Genomic DNA, 20,381 nt, shown 5'->3' with positions numbered 1-20,381 from the left:
AAGTCATACTATAAATATGGGGGTAATTATTCCGGTTTAAACCGCCAACTTTGCTTATACGGGTAAACATCAGGTAAAAAGCCGTTTTGTATTTGCTGTTGACACTGTTGCCAAAAAGCAGTTGTGAATAAATCACTGTGGTGGGTGTTAAAGTACTCAAACGCATGGGTATTTGCGCTAAAAAAAACCTTAAATTGGCTTGGAAATATATCGTTTTCATCAATATCAAAATAAGAATGACTGCTAAGCTCTTCTAGTGCATTTTGTGATTGAGGGACATCTCTAAAATTACACTGAGTTAATGGGCAAATCTCATCAAAGTCGTAAAACACAACGCGTCCCCAACGCGTAACACCGAAGTTTTTCATCAGCATGTCACCTGGAAATATATTCGCCCCGGCTAAATCTTTAATCGCTTTTCCATAATCGAGCATAACTTGCTCTAATGCCGTTTTATCGCAGTGGTTAATATATAAATTAAGAGGGGTCATTTTTCGTTCAACATACACATGCTTTAAAATAAGTGCCTTGCCCGATATAACTAAACTGCTGCCTATGTGTGTTTTCATCTGCGTTAATAGTTCTTTGCTAAAACGGCTTAAATCAAACGCCAAATACCTAAATTCGTGGGTATCTACCAATCGCCCTACCCGGTCGGCTTGTTTAACAAAATTATATTTTTCTTTTACTTGTGCCTTAGTTGCTGTTTTTGGTGCGCTAAATTTATCTTTTATTACTTTATAGACGTAATCTGAGCCTTCAATGGTAAATACCAGCATAACCATGCCAGGCGTACCGGGTGCATTGACATATTTAAAACTTGTGGGGCTATTTTTGGTGGTATCCACCTTATATCGGTAAAACTCAGTTTTGGCGTGTTTAATAAAGCCAATCGCATTAAATAATTCAAACCGCTTTTTATGTGGCATAAGTACACTGAGGTAATCAACATAACGCGCAGGTTGGTCGGTATCTACCATAAAATAAGTACGGGCAAAGCCAAATAATAAACTTAGTTGATCGGCCCCCATCATTACCGCATCTATTTTTAGGCCTTTTTCGGTGTTTAAAATGGCAATAGCAAACGGCATATTATCGCCATTTTTCGCTATACAACGGCCAATTAAATAACACGCTTTGTTTCTAAAAAATAACGAGTTTGCGTATTCAATAAACCCGTCGTTTAAATTTATAAGTTCATATACCTGCTTACATTGATGCCTAGCACCTTGCATTAGAGTTTGCTGCAAACGCTCTAAATCTGCATTTAATTGGCTAAATGGAACTCTAAACATTTGCTTAGTAATAAGCTGTGAAATTGCAGTATCAAACCCATTTTTAAGCGAGATTCTACTCACTAAACTTTCAAATGAACGAGGCTCACTGCGGTATTTGGCTTTTAATACAAATAAATGCACTGTACGAATTTTTTTGTCGTCCCAAATAGCACCAAATGTTGAATTAAAAAATGTATGCGCAATGGGTTTATTCTCATGGCACTCGACCATATCTCCGTAAATATTTTTAGCTAATTGCCAAATTTGCGGGCACTCTAGTTCTTGATAAGCAATCACTTTAACCGCTTCGCTCACGTTTTTTACCTGGCGCTCGTAAACTTGTAACCGATCACGCATTGCACGTTGTACATCATGGTACTGGCGTTGCTCAAACCGACTTTGTGCGCCAAGTGTAATATTTAAAAACTCAGCAAACATAGCATCAAACCCTGCAAATACAGCACGAGCTAGCTTAGTTGCAATCACCTTTTGAAGAGCATTATTTGAATCATCCATTAATGTATTTGGCATGCTGATAACACTTATATTTTTACCCGTTATGGCGGTTATTTTTTATTAATGGTTTACACCTTAGCAAGCAGGCTTTAATTTAGATAATTAATACAGCAAATAAATAAGATTGATCTAATGAATATACGTAACGTCGATCTCAACCTTCTCGTCTATTTAAACGTGTTAATAGATGAAAAAAGTGTGTCTAAAGCCGCCAATAAATTAGCGTTAACACAACCTGCCATGAGTAATGCACTAAAACGATTGCGTGATTTATTTGAAGATCCGCTCCTTGTTCGCGCCGCCGGCTCGATGACTCCAACAGCTAAAGCACTTTTACTAAAACCTGAAATAGAAGCCCTATTAAAAATGGCTGAGGCAATCACTCAACCAAGTGAGCAATTCAACCCCGCAACGGCTGAAATAACCTTTAGAATAATGGCAAACGACTATTTAGAATCAACGTTAATAGCGCCATTTATTACCGCTCAATTAAATAAAAATCCGGGTATTAATTTTGACGTTTTAAGCCCAAGCGATGTCAACCTGCAAGATATGGAAAAAGGTACTATAGATCTTGCTATTAACCGCTTTAATGGATTACCCCGGTCGTTTCACCAAGCTACTGTATGGCGCGATAACTACTGCTGTTTAACACATCCCAAGAATACTTTTTTACAAAACGCCACACTCGATGATTACCTTCAAAAAGAGCATATTTGGGTAAATCGTGCTGGCTGGGGGCCCGAAGCTGCTGTAACTAACAAGTCAGGTAAACAAAAATTAGGTTGGGTAGATGAAGCGCTCTGGCAATTAGAGCAAACACGTAAAATTAGGGTATTTACCCGCCACTATATGATTGCCAGCTTACTTTGCCAATCAGAACAACTGATAGCTACATTACCGCGTAGGCAAGCTAAGTTATTAACAACACATACTAACTTGGTAATAAGTCCGCCTCCGTTTCAAATAGTACCTATTGAGGTAAAAATGATATGGAGCCCACTGCTTCATCATGCGCCAGCACATCAATGGTTGCGCCGTGAACTACTTGAGTTTGCTAAAACAGTAGCAGATAGATAATAACACTGTATACATACTAGAAATCAAATGAGCCAGTAAATAAATTTCAACCCGTGAAGCCACATTTGTGTGAAATTGCTCTCTACTTACCTAATTACGGGTAGCTACAGCTCATGCAACACTCTGTAAATCTATGCGCTAAAACTGAAAATGACGGAATATTAGGGTAAATTAAAAATACAACGTTTAAAAACTAATTTAGCAATAAATAAAACATCGAGACTCTCTCTTTAATATAGTGAGTGTCTCGATGTTTTGCTTTGGAGTCGTATAAGTCTTAGCAAGGGGAGTAACCTTACTGTTCACCATGTAGCAAAGCTAATACCAAATTTTTTATTTAAATTTAATTCAATAGCTTACTTAAAAACTTTATAGTCCCTCAGTTAACATTCGTACCAATTTTGTGCATTTATTTATTTTTTGCACCAAATTAAATAAAGGAAGAAGCCCTTAAATTTAAGGCGAAAAATAGGTATAACGAGCTTAATATTGATTGAATCAATGTCAGTTATTGAAAACAACAATTTCATTAATAATACACTTAGCGCTAGAGTGAAGTTAAGCCAACAAACTAAGAGTAATTATTATGACAACAGCTTCTTTCACACGCCAAGACGGATTATTTATTGATGCTAACTTACATCAGTTCATTGAAGAGCAGTTATGCTCTAAGGCAACATTACAAACAACAGATGTATACCAAACACTGGCGACATTAGTTGATGAGTTTGGATGTACATGTCGTAAAACTAAACACCAACCAAACGATGTACTTGAAGTACAAACATTGCTAAACGCGTACCAACTGCAAAATCATCCGCATTGTCATGTAGATGCGCAAACAACTGAAGCGGTACTTGATGAGTATTGTTGCCAGGTTCCTGCAATCATTGTTGTTGCTTTAATGGATACGCTTAGTGGTACACAATGCGATGAACCCAATGCACACAACATTTACCACCGTGCCGCACAGTTAACTAATCGCCCATGCGTGCACACTGTTAATACTGCGTCAGCAGCTTAATAATGAATGTGTTTAAAAGTGCTCGATAACCTTATTTGCAAAGTCTGTGCAGCTTAAGGTTGTCGAGTTATGAATTGTTGAAGTATCACTGCCCTGCTGGGCTAGATCAAAAGTAACATGCCCGCTTGCTAACGTTTTTTCTAATGCATTTTCAATAGTTAACGCCGCTTCATCCCACTTCATAAATTTAAGCATAAGTACTGCACTCAAAATACTACTACTTGGATTCGCTTTATTTTGCCCTGCAATGCGTTCAAATGTGCCATGAGTAGGCTCAAAAAAAGCCACATCATTATTCATATTTGCCGCTGGCATAATACCCACACCACCCACTTGAGCACTGAGCATATCGGCTAAAAAGTCCCCATTTTGATTTGTTGTTGCCACTACATCAAACTGCTCAGGGTTCATTAAACATTGTTGTAGCATGTTATCGGCAATGACTTCTTTAATTATTAAGGGTGCTTGACTATCACGAACAATTTTTAGCCATCGGCCATTTTCGTGCTCAATAGCATTAAATTCTTTTTTGGCTAGCGCAAAGCCCCAGCGTTTAAATGCACCATCTGTAAACTTAAGTACATTGCCTTTATGAACAAAAGTTAAAGAGTCTCGATTGTTATTAAGGGCAAAATTAAGAGCAAAACGTGTTAATCGTTCAGAGCCCTCTTTGGATATATTTTTTATACCTATCCCGCAGTCTTGTGAAAATCTAAGACGTGTAACCCCCATTTCTTCACATAAAAAGTCGAGCATTTTTTCACTTTCAATGCTGCCAGCTTGCCACTCAATGCCAGAATATACATCTTCGCTACTGTCACGAAGCACGGTAATATTAGTTGAAAAGGGATTTTTTAATGGAGAAGGCAAAGCACTCAGTCCTTTGATGGTACGCATGTTTACAAATAAATCCATTTCTTGGCGCAAGGCAACATTTAAAGACCTAAACCCTCCGCCTAAGGGGGTTGTTAACGGACCTTTTATTGCTATTTTACATGCTCTTACCGCTTGTATTGTTTCTTGTGGAAACCAATCACCATCGTAAAGCTTGGCAGCCTGCTCACCATTAAACACTTGCATCCAATGTATTTTTCGTTTGTTTTGGTAACAGTGTGTAATAGCACAATCTACAATATTTCTCATAACAGGCATGACATCTTGCCCTACACCATCTCCATTAATATAGGCAATAACAGGCTCTGAAGGAATAACCCACTGCCCTTGCTCATCTACCGTTATATGTTGCCCTTGCTTGGGCATGTTTATATGTTGGTATGGCATTACTAAAGCCTATAAATCAATGTATATGGTCGATTAAACCATGTTAATTGGGATGTGTCTTTAATTGCCTTTTTATAGTTGGTATCAGTTTAAAAAATAACAAATACGGTGTGCTAATGTAGACGAAACGTTGGTCTTATAGCGTGTACGGTTCGTATCAGTTTTTAAATATAATGAGGTATTTTAATGAAGTTAATGTGGACGTTGTTATTTATAAGCTCTTTAAACACCTATGCCCTTGAGGTTGATATACACCAGCTTAACTCGCTATCTAAAAATGGCCAACAAGTTGTCTCTACTTGGATTGATCAGAGTGTAAAAAAAACTGAAAATACGCTTGGGCCTTTAAAGCAAACTACCTTGCCTATTTATTTAAAGCCTCAATATTTTGCATTTGAGCCTGTACCATGGGCAACGGTAAAGCGAAGCAACCCCGATGGACTTGAACTACACATAGACAGGTATGCTAGTCTAAATGCATTTACTAAAGACTGGACCCTATATCACGAGCTATCGCATTTATATTTGCCGCTTTTTCCCTATTCTGCATTTTGGTTAAGTGAAGGGTTTGCCAGTTACATGCAAAACGTAATTATGCGTGACAGCGGTGTAGCAACCCAAGCGCAATTTGTTCAACGATTAAATGCTGGTTTTGATAGAGCTAGACTACAAAGTAAAACCAAATCGCAGCCCTTAAGTGAACTCTCTGCTGATATGTGGAACCAAGGTGCTCAACAACGTGTGTATTGGACAGGCGCTGCGTTTTTTGTTGAAGCCGATTTAGCACTTCAACAGCAAGGTCAAACCCTAGCTGAGATAATAAAAGCCTATCAACTATGCTGTAGAACAGCACGTTCAAGTGCTAAAACGTTTATCAAAGATCTTGATAAACTCTCACGGAGTACTATTTTTGCTTCTTTATACGCAGAATATAAAAACCGTTCTGACTTTCCAAACATAACAAAAAAATTAATTAATACACTTTAAAATGTTTTACTTTTTAAATTAAAACACACCTCACCCAGAATTATGAAAACTCATTAGACTTTAAATAGTTGTAAAAGTGTTGGTAAGCTTGCTCGTTATAATTTAAAGAACGCTTGTTCATAAATCCATGGCAATAACCTGTTGGTTGGCAAATTACGTTTTGCTTTTCATTAAGCTCATTAATAACAGCTGTAACATCAAAGTGTGTTTCATGGTAAGGAAAAATAAATTCACATGGCACATTGGCTTTTAAATTTAAGTAGTTTCGTATTTGCGATGGATAAAAGCCAACCACTTTTTTAAGATGTGGATTGCCTGTTAATAACTGAGCTCGCCACGCAGCGCTAGCCCCCGCACTAAAGGCGATACAAACTGTAGGTGATGTGAGTCTATCAAATTTTTTATGCAACATTGTTGTATACGCGTTATGACCACACTCCTTTATAAAATTTTTATAGTTATTTTCTTCACTTTCAATAGCTTGCTCTTTCCCACCATAGGGTTCAACAAGGGTAAACTTCGTGTTTAATGCTTTACAAAAGTCCTGTAAAGCGGGCGTTTTTCCGTAAATATCACTGACTATTATGTAATGCATACTATTCCTTTTAGTCGTAAATCAACGTATTTAACCAGTTGATAAAATCTATGTTTTATATATTTATACAAATAACTTGCGCGTAATTATTATTTAGGTTAAATTCCCCCTCTGGTTTAAGAAACCACCGCGGTTAACCTATTTACCCTGATCCAGTAAGCCCCGCACAACGTATATTTGAAAGCTAAGTTATTGTACGGCGAGTACCCCTTAAATAATACCGAGATGAATTTTACTATCATCGTAAAAGTGTCATAAAGATCGTCAACACTGTAATGAAGCTAAACACAACATCGTTAATTTATTGACTGCAGTTTGCTATAAAAATAGCGCAGAATAAATTACAAGAATAAAGTGAGTTTTATTATGTCTTATAAATATAACGGATCTATGATCCAAATTGCACATCCTGTGCAATCAATTTCAGTAAACAAACATCGTGTTATCTTTAGTGATACGCAAGGTTTAAAAAATGCATTATTTCAAAAAGCAAGTGATGCACGTCAGTTTGTGAAATGGTTAAAAGCCAGCTAAACACAGTTTTCATCGTGGATTAACGCGAGATTATTGAGAATATTATGCCAGCCTTGTTGCTGGCATTTTACTTTTTAATACTTAGGTGTTAAAACACTAACTCAATTACATTCGTTGGTTGCTGTAATGTTACGTGTATTTTTAACTCTTTTACCTTATTTTTTTCTAACTTCATTGTGCCATGCTCAAACAATTAACTGGTTAACCAACGATTTTGCGCCCTACTATATTTTAAATGGTAAATATCAGGGCCAAGGCCGCGACGAAACAATCATTAAATTACTCGAAGACCAACTACCACATGTTGAATTTAACCGTGTTGTAGTGCCTGCTAGCAAGTTAATTCAAACACTCTCAGATAAAACTAATGACGCGTGTGTGCTCTCTCTTTACAAAAACGAAAACAGAAAGCAGCAAATGGTGTTTACTCAAGAGAGTTCTACAGTGGGTTTGTCTCCCTCTGTTGCACTTCATAAGAAACTAGCGAGTGCGCTATCGCTTAAAAACAACACTGAGGTCTCTTTGTATGATTTACTGCAAGAGAAAAAGCTAACATTAGGCGTTTCTTTAAGTCGCTCTTATGGGGAAGCTATTGATAGTATAATCAATTCAACGCCCGATGTTGATATTGTTATTCGTCCTACCCGAGATAGCTTAGCTAGTCTTACCTATATGCTTAATTTAAAACGCATTGATATTTTACTTGGCTACCCAAGTGAACATTTTTATTTAGCTAAATCAATGAAGTTTCAAAATAACTTAACCCAGAGGCCGTTAACTGAAGCACCTGCGTTAAGTTATGGCTATATTGGTTGCACTAAAACCGAACAAGGTATTAAAAATATTGCTTTGCTAAATAAACATCTTAAGGTAATAAAACAAACAGATGAATACATTCATGCACTATCAAAGTGGTTGCCCGAGCATTTAAAGCCATTGCTAAAAACAAGAATGAATTAAACCAAAAAGCGCCACTTAATGCGGCGCTTTAAAGGTTGATTATTTAGTGACAGCCCAGCTTATTTACGAATACCTTCAATAAATAATCCTATATCAACATGAGTTGACGCAGGCCCTAAATTATAATTAATACCATAGTCACTTAATTTAAGGCTTGTTTCGCCTTCAAAGCCTACACGGTAACCACCCCATGGGTCTTGGCCTTCACCGATTTTGTCTATTTCAAAGGTAATACTTTTTGTTACACCATGCAATGTAAAATCACCAGTTACTTTGCCTGAATTAGCATCATTAAACGTGATTTTAGTACTTTTAAACGTAGCACTTGGGTATTTATCAACATTTAAAAAATCTTTACCACGTAAGTGTTTATCACGCTCTGCATGATTAGAATCAAGGCTCGTTGTGTCTATATTTACCATTATTTGTGACGCATTAGGTTTTTCTGCATCGTAATTAAATTCACCGTCAAACGTATTAAATCGCCCATGTAACCAGCTGTATCCCAAATGCTTTATTTTAAAGTTCACAAAAGCGTGTGCCCCTTTTGTATCAATAATATATTCAGCAGCATTTGCAGCCGATGCTGATAAAACGAGAGCCGCAGATACGGCCGTATTTATTAGTAATTTTTTCATATTAATCTTCCTTCAATGGGGTAATCATTCTTGTTAACGTTTTATCTTTATCTATAAAATGGTGCTTTAACGCACCCAGCGCATGTAAAATAACAAACCCAATTAATATACATGCACCGTAGTAATGAACTTTTCCTGCAATATCAGCTTGATCATCAAAAACAAAATCAAGAGCGGATACATTAAACAACATAAATACTTCAATCGGTCGTCCGTCTGCAGTTGAAATTAAGTACCCCGCTACCACAATAACAGCCAATAATATGTACATACCTACATGAGCCGTGTGTGCCAGTTGGTTTATTTTCGAATTTGTTCCTAGAGGTTTTGGATTAACAGATAAAACGCGCCATAAAATCCTAAAAACCAAAACGGCTGCAAGCGTAATACCTATACTTTTATGTAAATCTAGGGAGCCTTTATACCAGCTGTCATAATAGGTAAGTTCGACCATGTATAAACCCAAGCCAAATAAGCCTATAACAGTAATCGCCATTAACCAGTGCAAAGTAATGGCAACGAATCCATAAGATAGCGGCGTATTTTTAACCATAATTAATATCCTGTGTTTTAATATGTACAAGATATAGCAGATTGTCATTTAGTAAAATAGCGTAAACAAACAGCTTCTGTGCATATATGCACAAAAGTAATTGGCGTAAATTAAATTAAGGAAATTAAAGGGTAATTAAAGTATTTATTAGCAGCGGCTATTCACTAAGACTGACGTAGATTAAACTTTCTGCGTTAACTTGCAGACAAGTAATTAGTCCTTCTTTTATTAGCTCAAGCATAGCTATAAAGCTTACAACAACCCCGCTGCGACCTTCTGATACTTTAAAAAGTTCATTAAATACTATTGCGCTATTTGCCTTGGAGAGTTGGTGTAATATTTGGCTCATACGCTCACGGGTTGACAAAACTTCTGCTGTTATTTGATGATGTTCAAAGGTTTTAGCTCTTGCCATAACTTCACTCAGGGCAAGCATTAAATCTTTAAGCTCTATTTCGGGTAGGTTTTGGTTTGTATCGTCGTTAATAGGCATGACGGCACGGGCAACAAAAATATCACGCCCAACACGAGGAATGTCATCTAGGTTTTCAGCTGCTTTTTTAAATTGCTCGTATTCTTGTAAGCGTTTAATAAGTTCGGCACGCGGATCTTCCTCTTCTTCGAGCTCTTCATGGACAGGAAGTAGCAGGCGTGATTTTATTTGTGCTAATAATGCCGCCATGACTAAATATTCACCGGCGAGCTCTAAGTGAAACTCGCTCATCATTTCAACATAACTAACATATTGCTCTGTAATACTGAATATCGAGAGCTCAAGTACATCAAGCTTATGTTTTTTTATTAAATAAAGAAGTAAATCAAGCGGCCCCTCAAAGGTTTCTAAAATAACTTCGAGTGCGTCAGGTGGAATATATAAGTCTTCAGGTTTATCAACAACGGCTTTTCCATGCAAAAAAGCCAGTGGCAGATTTTGCTGCACTGGCTCATCAATTACTGGTGGGTATTTAGTTGTTGATGTCACGTTTATTTACTCAAACGGGCTCACATCACCACAGCCAACACGCAGTATTTTTACATCGTCTTCAGACAAATCAATTACCGTTGTTGCTTGCTCTGGTAGGTATCCGCCGTGAATAATAAGATCGACGTGTTTATCAAGCCTATCTAAAATTTCGTCAGGATCCGATTCTGTAAATTCTTGCCCAGGTAAAATAAGCGAACACGACATGAGTGGCTCGCCTAACTCAGCTAAAAGAGCACATGCTATTGGGTGCTCAATAACACGTATACCAATCGTTTTTTTCTTATCGTTTAATAAACGCTTAGGAACTTCCTTTGTGCCTTTGAAAATAAAGGTGTAAGGGCCCGGCGTATTATTTTTAATTAACCTAAATAATTGATTATCAACACGTGCATAAGTTGATAACTCTGATAAATCACGGCATACAAGCGTAAAATTGTCGTTCTTATCAATTCCACGAATACGCTCTATACGCTCTTTGGCTTGCTTATTACCAATATTACAGCCAATCGCATAGCCCGAATCTGTAGGATAAACAACAACGCCCCCTTGCTTTATTATATCAACAGCCTGAGTTATTAGTCTTGCTTGTGGGTTATCTGGGTGAATATGAAATAATTGACTCATGTTAATGCCCCTTCTGGTCCTTCCCAAACTTGCCAAACACCTTGGCAATCTTTGGGCAAGTATAAATTTTTACCAAGCTCTAAATAGCTTGTTGGAAAATGAAAATCAGAGCCTTGCGAACATAATAGTTCGTACTCTCGGCTAAGTTCGCCCAAAAACTGGCGCTCGCTGGGTGCTTGCTGAGGTTGTGCTACTTCCATTGCATCGCCACCTGCGTTTTTAAATTCAATTAACAGTTTACGCAACCACTTATTAGACATTCGATAGCTACTCGGGTGGGCAAGCACTGCAACGCCCCCTGCTGCATGTATTGCATTAATAGCAGTTTGCATATCGCACCAACAACTTGGTACGTATCCTGTTTTACCTCGCCCTAAATACTTTTTAAATACCCCAGGGAAATTTTTAGCTACTCCACGCTGCATTAATGCACGTGCAAAATGAGCGCGTGTAATTTGTCCATTTACAGCAAGCTCTTTAGCTTGGTCATAAATGCCTTCAAAGCCATTTTTCTCTAAACGAAAGCCTATTTGTGTTGCCCGCTCTTCGCGCTTTTGTTGCTGTGCTGATAATAAGGCATCGAGCTCTTCGTTATCGACATTTATGTTTAAGCCTACAATATGAATCTCAAAACTTTCCCATTTCGTCGATATTTCTGTGCCTGTAATTAATGACAGCGGAAGATTCTCTGACTTAATAAATGATTGAGCCGGCTTAATAGCTGCCACAGTGTCATGATCGGTAATAGCAAACACATCAATGTTTTTATCTACCGCACGGTTTAATAATTCTTCAACCGTTAAATGCCCGTCTGAATGTGTGGTGTGACTATGTAAATCATATTTTATCAAAAGAAAACTGCTTAAAATTAAGGTTTAAAGGTGTTTATGCAAGTATAACAAGTTTTTTCACTAAATTGTTTTTAATAAACACTTGACACAAAAGCACAAGATACGTTTTACTGTAGCCACTTTAAGACACATCAAGAATTTAATACTATGAACAATTCAAACCTAAACACAATCTGGTGGTGGCACTCGTAATTATCGGGTGATGAATTGTCGTGTCTGACAAAATTTCAAAACCCGCAAACATGCGGGTTTTTTTATAACTAAATTTTAATAAATACATAATAAATTTGAGGCAGAAAAACATGAATAACGGTCTTACTCTTACACATCATTGGTGGTGGCGCCTGGTATAGCGGGACGATAATGATCTGTTTATAATTTAGATACGTTATTCAAACCCCGCATTGCACAGCATTGCGGGGTTTAATTTTTTGAGGGAATGAGGTTTGATTTTTAGTCATATAACAACTACACCGGGTGAAGTAACCAGTATTACGCAAACACGCGATTACATTAGTAGCCCACTTGCATTATACGCAGCGCTTGATAAACCCAACTCACTGCTACTTGAATCAGCTGAAATTGATTCTAAAGACAGTGTAAAAAGTTTAATTTTAGTCGATTGTGCATTACGCATCGTTTGCCAAGGCAAAACAGTCATAATTACAGCCCAATCAAACAATGGGCAGCAGCTGTTAAGTTACTTACAAGCAAATGTTAAAAACTGTAAAGCCGAGCTAAACGATACAAGCCTAACCCTAAATTACTTAAGTACACATAACGACATTGATGAAGCCAGTAAATTAGTAGCGGATAACGCATTTAGTGCCCTACGAACCTGTATAAACTCAATCAAAAGCACCACTAACAATCCATTCTCTTTATTTTTAGGCGGTGTATTTGCCTACGACATGGTTGCAAACTTTGAACAGTTAAGTGATGTGCCCGATGGCGAAAACAGCTGCCCTGACTATGTATTTTATTTAGCTGAAACACTCGTTGTAATTGATCATCAAAAACAAACCACAGAACTGATTGGTAATGTGTTTAACGGCCCAGACGTTCACGCAAACTGTTTTGAAGTAGGTAAACAACTGGAGCGATTAAACAGTCTTTGCGATAACGCAGCCCAGTACAGCGCCCCATTAAACAAAGGGGATTGCGACGTTAATGTAGACATAAGTGACGAGACTTACTGCGAACAAGTTGTAAAACTAAAAAAGAACATTGTTGACGGTGATATTTTTCAGGTTGTTCCCTCTCGAACTTTTTCTCTGCCTTGCCCTAACGCTTTACATGCGTACAGCCAATTAAAACTGCAAAATCCAAGCCCTTACATGTTTTACATGCGCGACGAAGAGTTTGCTTTATTTGGTGCATCGCCCGAATCGGCACTTAAATATGATGTTAATAACCAACAGGTAGAAGTATATCCAATTGCAGGGACTCGCCCTCGTGGTAAGTTTGCTAATGGGCAAATAAATCCTGACTTGGATAGTCGTATTGAACTTGAACTTAGAAACGATCAAAAAGAACGGGCAGAACACCTAATGCTTGTTGACTTAGCCCGTAACGATGTAGCGCGCATTAGTGTTGCAGGTACTCGTCATGCAAAAGAGCTCTTAAAAGTAGACCGTTATTCGCAGGTTATGCATTTGGTTTCACGTGTTGTTGGCACATTAAAACCAGAACTAGATGCACTGCATGCTTACCAAGCGTGTATGAACATGGGTACCTTGGTAGGCGCACCCAAAGTACGTGCCGCAGAACTTGTTCGCCAAACAGAGGGCAAACGACGCGGCAGTTACGGTGGCGCAGTGGGTTATTTAACCGGTGATGGCGCAATGGACAGCTGTATTGTTATTCGCTCTGCTTTTGTTAAAAACAACATGGCCTATGTTCAAGCTGGGGCTGGGGTTGTATTTGATTCAGACCCGCAATCTGAAGCTAACGAAACACGTGCCAAAGCTCAAGCGGTCATAACCGCCATTAAATCAACTTACGAGGCGGTATAACATGAGTGCATCACAACCAATCAAAATTTACTTTTTAGATAACTTTGACTCGTTTAGTTACAACCTAGTAGACGAACTAACCATGTTAGGCGATGAGCTTGTTGTATACAGAAATAACATAAGTGCCGACATCATTTTTAATAAAATGAGCCAAGAGCAAGGCCAAGTTTTACTTGTGCTTTCACCAGGTCCTGGCACACCCAGCGATGCAGGCTGTTTGATGGATCTTATTCAGCTGTGCAAAGGCCATTTTCCAATGCTCGGTATTTGCTTAGGGCAACAAGCTTTAACACAAAGTTATGGTGGAGTAATCGGTCACGCAGGTGAAACCGTACATGGTAAATCGTCAATCATTGAATTAAACGCACATCCTGTTTTTGAAAATATGGGCGAAACAATGCCGGTAGCACGTTACCACTCATTAATGGCCACGAAGGTGCCCGATAGCATAGACGTAATAGCACAATATCAAGACATTCCAATGGCTATTTATCACCATGGTGACAGTGCGTTGGGTTACCAGTTTCACCCTGAATCAATACTAACGCCTAATGGTGCCTTGTTGCTGCAACAAAGTGTTGCTTACTTAACAACTAATAAATAAAGAGAACATTATGTGTACACAATTACCCACTTCCCTTAATGTTCAAAGCGCTATTGAACAGTTAATTACAAAGCAGTCACTCAACTACAGCCAATCAAAAGCGCTATTTGATGAAATTATGCAAGGTAATATGAGCGATATCGAGCTAACAGCATTACTAATCAGTCTTAAAATGAAAGGTGAAGTTAGTGATGAAATAGCCGGAGCTGCAGCATCCATGCGTGAAAACGCAGTCGCGTTTAATACCACCTGTACACAACTTGCAGATAGCTGCGGCACCGGTGGCGATGGGTCAAACACAATTAATATCAGTACCACAGCCGCTATTGTTGCAGCTGCAGCAGGTATCAACGTGGTAAAACACGGCAACCGCAGTGTGTCGAGTAACTCAGGCTCTGCCGACTTACTCAAAGCGCTCGGTATTAATATAGATATGAGCCCAGAACAAGCAGCAAAATGCCTTGAGCAAACACACTTTACGTTTTTGTTTGCGCCTCATTATCACAGCGGTGTTCGTCATGCGATGGGCGTACGTACTACACTCAAAACACGTACAATTTTTAATATTTTAGGCCCTCTTGCTAACCCAGCGGCACCTGATGTGCAATTACTAGGTGTTTACGACGAGTCGCTATGTATGCCTATGGCACAAACGCTTAAAACATTAGGCACTAAACGCGCAATGGTCGTGCATGGTTCAGGCACTGACGAAATTGCTCTTCATGGGTCAACGCATGTTGTTGAATTAAACAACGGTGAAATAACCCAGTACACGCTCAACCCAAGCGACTTTGACCTTGCAAACTATTCACTTGAACAACTAGCAGGTGAAGGCCCACAATATAACGCTGATGCAAGTGTTGCTATTTTACAAGGCAAAGGCACTGACGCTCATAATGCCGCTATTGTGGTCAATGTTGCTGCACTTTTATACCTAACAGGAAAAGCCGATTCGCTTAAAGAAGGCGCTCAGGCAGTACACTCACTTTTAAGTTCAGGCAAAGCCATGGACACGTTAAATGCAATTATTGAGGTAAGTCATGGCTAATGTATTAGACAAAATTGTTGCTGATAAAAAACTAGAATTAATCGAACGAAAAGCCGCACGTCCGCTTGAAAGCTTCAAAGATCAGGCTGTGCCTACCAGTCGCGATTTTTATAGCGCATTGGCTGCACCGGGGATTCAATTTATTTTAGAGTGTAAAAAAGCATCCCCTTCAAAAGGGTTAATAAGAGAACCTTTTGATTTAACCGAAATCACTGCAGCATATAAAAAATATGCAAGTTGCATGAGCGTGCTTACCGACACTAAATATTTTCAAGGTAGCTTTGATTACCTTGAGTTTGTACGCAGCCAAGTTGAGCAGCCTCTTATTTGTAAAGACTTTTTCATAGATGAGTATCAAGTTTACATGGCCCGCATTTATGGTGGCGATGCAATTTTACTTATGCTTTCGGTACTTAATGATGAAGAATATACTGCACTTCACACAGTGGCTGATTCACTCAATATGGCCGTGCTTACAGAAGTAAGTAATGAAGAAGAAGTACACCGAGCACTTGCCCTGAATGCTAAAATTATTGGTATTAATAATCGTGATTTACGTGATTTAAGTACCGATTTGGCAACTACTGAGAGACTGCGTAAATTAATCCCTGAAGATAAAGTCGTTATTTCTGAGTCAGGTATCTATACCCATCAAGACGTTAAACGCTTAGCCCCGCTGTGCGATGGCTTTTTAATTGGCAGCTCGCTGATGGCCGAAGCTGATTTAGATCAAGCATGTCGCAGTGTTATTTTGGGTGAAAATAAAGTGTGTGGGCTTACTCGCAGTCAGGATGCGCAAGCAGCGTATAATGCTGGCGCTATATATGGCGGTTTAATTTTTTACCCTAAATCTCCACGCTGTGTTGATTTAGATTGCGCCCAAGCCATAACGCAATCAGTACCACTAAAATTTGTTGGTGTTTTTGTTGATGAACCAACAGATAAGGTTGCTCACGCTGCAAGTGTGTTAAAGTTAGCGGCAGTTCAATTACATGGCAAAGAAAGTGACGATTACATTAAAGCGTTGCGTACACAGTTACCAAACAACTGTGAAATTTGGAAAGCACAAGCAGTTAAAGATGCGCTACCTACTCCTGTCAATGGCGTTGACCGACACTTGTACGACACTCACAGCGATACACAAGCTGGTGGCACAGGTAAGGTATTTGATTGGTCAGTACTTCGCGATGCAACAACGCCATTTATGCTTGCTGGTGGCTTAAATCCAGACAATATAAAAGATGCGCTTTTTCAAGGCGCTTTAGGCCTTGATTTAAATTCTGGAGTTGAAGACGCTCCAGGTAAAAAGTGCCCAAACAAATTACATCATGCTTTTACAAGTATCAGAAATTATTGAGGTTAAAATGCAAAATCCAGCTTATTTTGGCGAGTTTGGCGGTATGTTTGTACCCGAGTTACTTGTCCCTGCGCTTAAGCAGTTAGAAAACGAATTTAACAAAGCGCAAAAAGATCCTGAGTTCCAAGCAGAACTTAGTAAATTACTAAATGAGTATGCAGGTCGCCCTACTCCTCTTACTTTAACGCGTAATTTAGTTAAAAATCCAAAGGTTAAACTTTACTTAAAGCGTGAAGATTTACTTCATGGCGGTGCTCATAAAACAAACCAAGTACTCGGCCAAGCATTACTAACAAAACGCATGGGTAAAAAAGAAGTCATTGCTGAAACCGGCGCAGGTCAACATGGTGTTGCTACCGCTTTAGCGTGTGCACTGCTAGGTTTAAAGTGCCGTATTTACATGGGTGCAAAAGACGTTGAACGTCAACAACCTAATGTATTTAGAATGAAATTAATGGGCGCAGAAGTCATTCCTGTTACAGCGGGTTCTGGCACATTAAAAGATGCCGTTAACGAGGCATTACGTGACTGGTCAGCTAACTACCAAGAAGCGCATTACCTATTAGGAACTGCTGCAGGCCCTCACCCATTCCCAACTATTGTTCGCGAATACCAAAAAGTAATTGGTGAAGAAGCCAAGCAACAAGTGCTTGACGCTGAAGGTCGCTTACCAGACGCTGTTATTGCCTGCGTTGGTGGTGGCTCTAACGCTATTGGTATGTTTACCGACTTTATCGACGAGCCAAGTGTAAAGCTTATTGGTGTTGAACCTGCGGGTAAAGGCCTAGACACTCATGAACACGGTGCCACTATTTGTAAAGGCACTAAAGGTATACTGCACGGTACATACACCTACATTATGCAAAATGATGATGGCCAAATTGAAGAGTCATACTCTGTATCAGCCGGTCTTGATTACCCAGCGGTAGGCCCACAACACGCATTTTTACATGAAACTGGCCGTGCACAATATGTAGGAATTAGCGATACTGAAGCACTTGATGCATTTCAGTCATTAGCTAAAAACGAAGGTATTATTCCGGCGCTTGAATCAAGCCATGCATTAGCCTACGCGCTCAAATATGCAGAAGAGCAAACACAAGACAGTGTTATTGTTATTAATTTAAGTGGCCGTGGCGATAAAGATTTAGCACACGTACACAAAGTATTATCTGAAGGAGGCCAGCTATGAGCCAAATTAAGACGGACCGTTATGGCGCTATGTTTGCTGCATTGAATGAAAAAAAACAAGGGGCGTTTGTTCCTTTCGTCACTATTGGCGACCCAGGTAAAGAGCAGAGTATTGCCATCATTAAAAGCTTAATTGATGGTGGTGCTGATGGACTAGAACTAGGTATCCCCTTTTCAGATCCAATAGCTGATGGCCCGGTTATTCAAGCCGCTAATATTCGTGCGCTTGATGTGAATATTAACACCCAAGACTGCTTTGACATTATTAAAGAAATTCGTGAATACAACGCCGATATACCAATAGGCCTGTTACTTTATTCTAACCTAGTGTTTAAGCGTGGCTTAGAAGCGTTTTACAAAGATGCAAAAGCCGTAGGTGTAGACTCTATTTTAGTCGCTGATGTCCCTTTGCATGAGTCTAAAATGTTTAGAAAGGCTGCAATGGACAATGGCGTAGACCCAATATTTATTGCCACGCCTAATGCAAACGACGACACGCTTCGCCAGTGCGCTTCATATGGCCGTGGCTATACCTATTTACTTTCACGTGCAGGTGTAACTGGTACAGATACTAAAGCACAAATGCCTGCAGGTAATATTGTAAATAAATTAAAAGAGTATCATGCAGCTCCTGCACTACTAGGCTTTGGTATTTCAACGCCAGAAGATGTTAAATCAGCATTAAATGCAGGTGCAGCTGGCGCTATTTCTGGCTCAGCGGTAGTAAAAATTATTGAAGCAAACCTTAATGATTTAAACGTAATGACTGCGCAGTTAAAAGCTTTTGTCAGCGAAATGAAAGCCGCAACCGCATTATAATAAGTTTAAATTTACGCATTAAAAAAGGGCATTAAAAATGCCCTTTTTAATTTTAAACTCATACTTATACTTATACTTAGAAAGCTTAATGAGCTTGGTGTTTACCTTCGAGAACTTCTTCAATAAATTTAGCATTAAAAGCATCTAAATCTTCGGGGCTGCGGCTGGTCACCAACCCTCTATCTACGCACACTTCTTCATCTACCCAATTGGCACCTGCATTCATTAAGTCGCTTTTAATACTTGGAAATGAGGTTACCGTGCGGTCACGTAACTTATTTATTTCTGCCAATAACCAGGGAGCATGACAAATTGCGGCAACCGGTTTGTTTTTTTCTGCACCAAAAAAACCATCTATGAAGGCTTTTGCATGTTTATCTTGGCGAAGGCTATCGGGGTTAAATAACCCACCGGGTAACATTAACGCATCGTAATCAGCAGAGTTAGTATTTGTTACGAGTTTATCTACTGAGACTTTTTCGCCCCACTTGTCTTCATTCCACCCAGTAATTTGACCTTCTTTAATAGAGACTATCTCTATTTTGGCTCCAGCATTCAATAATGCATCACGCGGAGAAAACAGCTCACTTTGTTCAAAGCCATCAGTGGCTAAAATTGCAATTTTTTTACCTTCAAGTGGCGTGCGCGATTGTAATTTATTCATTTGGCTCTCCTTATTAAATAATTAAGTGTTTAGCTCACTGTATAGTAAGCACATCGGATGCCAGCTTTAACTTACTGAAACTTATTAAAAATATTAATTTATGATATAGAGCCATGTAAATTATTTATAATTTATGAATAATCTACATGGCGTTTTAAATGGAGCTTTGTGTAAATGGCAAAATAAAAGATAGGTAAACGTGAGGTATTAAAGGCGATCTTTGAGTGCTTTTGCTGGTTTAAAAACGGCCTTGTTAGCCCCTTCGATTTCAATTGTTTCACCTGTTTGCGGATTGCGACCAGTTCGCGCCGGATAATAGCTAAGTGCAAAGGTACCAAATCCATTAATTTGTACCTGATCGCCTTCAGAGAGCGATTTAGTAATCACTTTTTGGATGCTTGAAAGAGCAGCTTTTGTATCTTTTTTAGTGAGTTCACTGTGTTTTGCCATTTCGACGATAAGTTGAGTTTTGTTCATTTAAGGCTCCTAAATACACGTAAACAATGAATGCGTTTAGCGTGGGAATATAATGATGAATAAATAAAGCCACGCAGGCTAAGGCTTACAGGGCTTTAAGTCAACCTTGTAGTTACCAAGTGTTATGTGGTAAAAACGCTTTAATTTATTTTTGTATAATTTAGGTAGTATATGCACGCATTAATTGAATACATTCCACTCATACTGTTTTTTGCAGTGTTTAAGCTTGTAGATATATACTGGGCAACGGCTTTATTAATTGCAACGTCTCTTATTCAAGTCATATTTAGCTATTTCAAGC

The 20,381-nt window shown here is 38.8% G+C and carries 22 protein-coding genes; 12 read left to right on the top strand and 10 right to left on the bottom strand.

Annotated features, from left to right (window positions below; translation table 11 throughout):
- Nucleotides 1–26: 26 nt before the first annotated feature.
- The gene (gene aceK / locus ATS71_RS08365; RefSeq protein WP_058404410.1) at nucleotides 27–1,808 is read right to left on the bottom strand and encodes a bifunctional isocitrate dehydrogenase kinase/phosphatase; all 1,782 of its coding nucleotides are present in this window, start codon (nucleotides 1,806–1,808) and stop codon (nucleotides 27–29) included.
- 117 nt (nucleotides 1,809–1,925) lie between these two features.
- Between aceK and ATS71_RS08360 the strand changes: the two genes are divergently transcribed.
- The gene (locus ATS71_RS08360; protein ID WP_058404409.1) at nucleotides 1,926–2,873 is read left to right on the top strand and encodes a LysR family transcriptional regulator; all 948 of its coding nucleotides are present in this window, start codon (nucleotides 1,926–1,928) and stop codon (nucleotides 2,871–2,873) included.
- 586 nt (nucleotides 2,874–3,459) lie between these two features.
- Nucleotides 3,460–3,897, top strand: a complete 438-nt coding sequence (locus tag ATS71_RS08355; protein WP_058404408.1) for a hypothetical protein — start codon at nucleotides 3,460–3,462, stop codon at nucleotides 3,895–3,897.
- Nucleotides 3,898–3,909: 12 nt separating this feature from the next.
- Here the strand turns inward: ATS71_RS08355 and icd are convergent, their stop codons facing one another.
- On the bottom strand, nucleotides 3,910–5,178 hold the full coding sequence (gene icd, locus ATS71_RS08350; protein ID WP_058404407.1) for an NADP-dependent isocitrate dehydrogenase: 1,269 nt from the start codon (nucleotides 5,176–5,178) through the stop codon (nucleotides 3,910–3,912).
- Nucleotides 5,179–5,364: 186 nt separating this feature from the next.
- Here icd and ATS71_RS08345 point away from each other — a divergent pair, with 186 nt between their 5' ends.
- Complete coding sequence (locus ATS71_RS08345; RefSeq protein WP_058404406.1) at nucleotides 5,365–6,165, top strand: M61 family metallopeptidase; 801 nt, start codon at nucleotides 5,365–5,367, stop codon at nucleotides 6,163–6,165.
- A gap of 40 nt (nucleotides 6,166–6,205) precedes the next feature.
- Here the strand turns inward: ATS71_RS08345 and ATS71_RS08340 are convergent, their stop codons facing one another.
- The gene (locus ATS71_RS08340; RefSeq protein WP_058404405.1) at nucleotides 6,206–6,760 is read right to left on the bottom strand and encodes a dienelactone hydrolase family protein; all 555 of its coding nucleotides are present in this window, start codon (nucleotides 6,758–6,760) and stop codon (nucleotides 6,206–6,208) included.
- Nucleotides 6,761–7,150: 390 nt separating this feature from the next.
- Here ATS71_RS08340 and ATS71_RS18655 point away from each other — a divergent pair, with 390 nt between their 5' ends.
- Complete coding sequence (locus tag ATS71_RS18655) at nucleotides 7,151–7,294, top strand: hypothetical protein (protein ID WP_008113633.1); 144 nt, start codon at nucleotides 7,151–7,153, stop codon at nucleotides 7,292–7,294.
- Nucleotides 7,295–7,420: 126 nt separating this feature from the next.
- Entirely contained in the window at nucleotides 7,421–8,254 is an 834-nt protein-coding gene (locus tag ATS71_RS08335; protein ID WP_058404477.1) for a transporter substrate-binding domain-containing protein, read from the top strand.
- Nucleotides 8,255–8,313: 59 nt separating this feature from the next.
- Here ATS71_RS08335 and ATS71_RS08330 read toward each other — a convergent pair whose 3' ends face one another.
- From ATS71_RS08330 to rnm, 5 genes are all read right to left on the bottom strand, one after another.
- Nucleotides 8,314–8,892, bottom strand: a complete 579-nt coding sequence (locus tag ATS71_RS08330) for a YceI family protein (RefSeq protein ID WP_058404404.1) — start codon at nucleotides 8,890–8,892, stop codon at nucleotides 8,314–8,316.
- Nucleotide 8,893: 1 nt separating this feature from the next.
- Nucleotides 8,894–9,445, bottom strand: a complete 552-nt coding sequence (locus ATS71_RS08325) for a cytochrome b (protein WP_058404403.1) — start codon at nucleotides 9,443–9,445, stop codon at nucleotides 8,894–8,896.
- Between the two features lie 157 nt (nucleotides 9,446–9,602).
- The gene (locus ATS71_RS08320) at nucleotides 9,603–10,427 is read right to left on the bottom strand and encodes a segregation and condensation protein A (protein WP_058404402.1); all 825 of its coding nucleotides are present in this window, start codon (nucleotides 10,425–10,427) and stop codon (nucleotides 9,603–9,605) included.
- 6 nt (nucleotides 10,428–10,433) lie between these two features.
- Nucleotides 10,434–11,054 (bottom strand): L-threonylcarbamoyladenylate synthase, encoded by a 621-nt coding sequence (locus ATS71_RS08315; RefSeq protein ID WP_006792208.1) that lies wholly within the window; start codon nucleotides 11,052–11,054, stop codon nucleotides 10,434–10,436.
- Entirely contained in the window at nucleotides 11,051–11,905 is an 855-nt protein-coding gene (gene rnm, locus ATS71_RS08310) for an RNase RNM (protein ID WP_058404401.1), read from the bottom strand. Before rnm ends, ATS71_RS08315 begins: the two co-directional genes overlap by 4 nt.
- Before the next feature lie 446 nt (nucleotides 11,906–12,351).
- On the opposite strand from rnm, the gene ATS71_RS08305 reads away from it, so the two are divergent.
- From ATS71_RS08305 to trpA, 6 genes are read left to right on the top strand one after another with little or no spacing between them, the layout of a single operon-like run.
- Nucleotides 12,352–13,920: an anthranilate synthase component 1 gene (locus tag ATS71_RS08305; RefSeq protein ID WP_058404400.1), complete on the top strand. Its 1,569-nt coding sequence runs from the start codon at nucleotides 12,352–12,354 to the stop codon at nucleotides 13,918–13,920.
- A 1-nt stretch (nucleotide 13,921) separates the two neighbouring features.
- A complete protein-coding gene (locus ATS71_RS08300; RefSeq protein ID WP_058404399.1) occupies nucleotides 13,922–14,524 on the top strand; it encodes an aminodeoxychorismate/anthranilate synthase component II in 603 nt (200 codons plus the stop codon).
- A 10-nt stretch (nucleotides 14,525–14,534) separates the two neighbouring features.
- Nucleotides 14,535–15,572 (top strand): anthranilate phosphoribosyltransferase, encoded by a 1,038-nt coding sequence (gene trpD / locus ATS71_RS08295; protein WP_058404398.1) that lies wholly within the window; start codon nucleotides 14,535–14,537, stop codon nucleotides 15,570–15,572.
- Nucleotides 15,565–16,929 (top strand): bifunctional indole-3-glycerol-phosphate synthase TrpC/phosphoribosylanthranilate isomerase TrpF, encoded by a 1,365-nt coding sequence (gene trpCF, locus ATS71_RS08290; protein ID WP_058404397.1) that lies wholly within the window; start codon nucleotides 15,565–15,567, stop codon nucleotides 16,927–16,929. The genes trpD and trpCF overlap by 8 nt, the downstream gene beginning before the upstream one ends.
- A 7-nt stretch (nucleotides 16,930–16,936) precedes the next feature.
- Nucleotides 16,937–18,121, top strand: coding sequence for a tryptophan synthase subunit beta (gene trpB / locus ATS71_RS08285; protein WP_058404476.1), 1,185 nt, complete (start codon nucleotides 16,937–16,939; stop codon nucleotides 18,119–18,121).
- Nucleotides 18,118–18,939, top strand: a complete 822-nt coding sequence (trpA, locus tag ATS71_RS08280) for a tryptophan synthase subunit alpha (protein WP_058404396.1) — start codon at nucleotides 18,118–18,120, stop codon at nucleotides 18,937–18,939. Before trpB ends, trpA begins: the two co-directional genes overlap by 4 nt.
- 85 nt (nucleotides 18,940–19,024) lie before the next feature.
- Here trpA and ATS71_RS08275 read toward each other — a convergent pair whose 3' ends face one another.
- Together ATS71_RS08275 and ATS71_RS08270 are read right to left on the bottom strand one after the other, a co-directional pair.
- Nucleotides 19,025–19,603, bottom strand: coding sequence for a type 1 glutamine amidotransferase domain-containing protein (locus ATS71_RS08275; RefSeq protein WP_058404395.1), 579 nt, complete (start codon nucleotides 19,601–19,603; stop codon nucleotides 19,025–19,027).
- Nucleotides 19,604–19,810: 207 nt separating this feature from the next.
- Complete coding sequence (locus ATS71_RS08270) at nucleotides 19,811–20,080, bottom strand: HU family DNA-binding protein (protein ID WP_058404394.1); 270 nt, start codon at nucleotides 20,078–20,080, stop codon at nucleotides 19,811–19,813.
- 171 nt (nucleotides 20,081–20,251) lie between these two features.
- Here ATS71_RS08270 and ATS71_RS18945 point away from each other — a divergent pair.
- On the top strand, nucleotides 20,252–20,381 hold a 130-nt coding region (locus ATS71_RS18945; protein WP_235591446.1), incomplete at its 3' end, for a septation protein IspZ.

This window comes from Pseudoalteromonas sp. H71, from assembly GCF_001468485.1.
Lineage (GTDB): Bacteria > Pseudomonadota > Gammaproteobacteria > Enterobacterales > Alteromonadaceae > Pseudoalteromonas.
Note: the sequence above shows the minus strand (reverse complement) of the source record. Positions and strands in the feature narration are given on the sequence as shown.

Excerpts from the sequence above, each read along its gene's own strand:
- ATS71_RS08275 (WP_058404395.1), bottom strand. The coding sequence starts at position 19,603 with ATGAATAAATTACAATCGCGCACGCCACTTGAAGGTAAAAAAATTGCA.
- ATS71_RS18655 (WP_008113633.1), top strand. The coding sequence starts at position 7,151 with ATGATCCAAATTGCACATCCTGTGCAATCAATTTCAGTAAACAAACAT.
- icd (WP_058404407.1), bottom strand. The coding sequence starts at position 5,178 with ATGCCATACCAACATATAAACATGCCCAAGCAAGGGCAACATATAACG.
- ATS71_RS08340 (WP_058404405.1), bottom strand. The coding sequence starts at position 6,760 with ATGCATTACATAATAGTCAGTGATATTTACGGAAAAACGCCCGCTTTA.
- ATS71_RS08335 (WP_058404477.1), top strand. The coding sequence starts at position 7,421 with ATGTTACGTGTATTTTTAACTCTTTTACCTTATTTTTTTCTAACTTCA.
- trpCF (WP_058404397.1), top strand. The coding sequence starts at position 15,565 with ATGGCTAATGTATTAGACAAAATTGTTGCTGATAAAAAACTAGAATTA.
- ATS71_RS08345 (WP_058404406.1), top strand. The coding sequence starts at position 5,365 with ATGAAGTTAATGTGGACGTTGTTATTTATAAGCTCTTTAAACACCTAT.
- ATS71_RS08325 (WP_058404403.1), bottom strand. The coding sequence starts at position 9,445 with ATGGTTAAAAATACGCCGCTATCTTATGGATTCGTTGCCATTACTTTG.
- ATS71_RS08360 (WP_058404409.1), top strand. The coding sequence starts at position 1,926 with ATGAATATACGTAACGTCGATCTCAACCTTCTCGTCTATTTAAACGTG.
- ATS71_RS08300 (WP_058404399.1), top strand. The coding sequence starts at position 13,922 with ATGAGTGCATCACAACCAATCAAAATTTACTTTTTAGATAACTTTGAC.
- ATS71_RS08315 (WP_006792208.1), bottom strand. The coding sequence starts at position 11,054 with ATGAGTCAATTATTTCATATTCACCCAGATAACCCACAAGCAAGACTA.
- ATS71_RS08355 (WP_058404408.1), top strand. The coding sequence starts at position 3,460 with ATGACAACAGCTTCTTTCACACGCCAAGACGGATTATTTATTGATGCT.
- aceK (WP_058404410.1), bottom strand. The coding sequence starts at position 1,808 with ATGCCAAATACATTAATGGATGATTCAAATAATGCTCTTCAAAAGGTG.
- trpB (WP_058404476.1), top strand. The coding sequence starts at position 16,937 with ATGCAAAATCCAGCTTATTTTGGCGAGTTTGGCGGTATGTTTGTACCC.
- trpD (WP_058404398.1), top strand. The coding sequence starts at position 14,535 with ATGTGTACACAATTACCCACTTCCCTTAATGTTCAAAGCGCTATTGAA.
- trpA (WP_058404396.1), top strand. The coding sequence starts at position 18,118 with ATGAGCCAAATTAAGACGGACCGTTATGGCGCTATGTTTGCTGCATTG.
- ATS71_RS08330 (WP_058404404.1), bottom strand. The coding sequence starts at position 8,892 with ATGAAAAAATTACTAATAAATACGGCCGTATCTGCGGCTCTCGTTTTA.
- ATS71_RS08270 (WP_058404394.1), bottom strand. The coding sequence starts at position 20,080 with ATGAACAAAACTCAACTTATCGTCGAAATGGCAAAACACAGTGAACTC.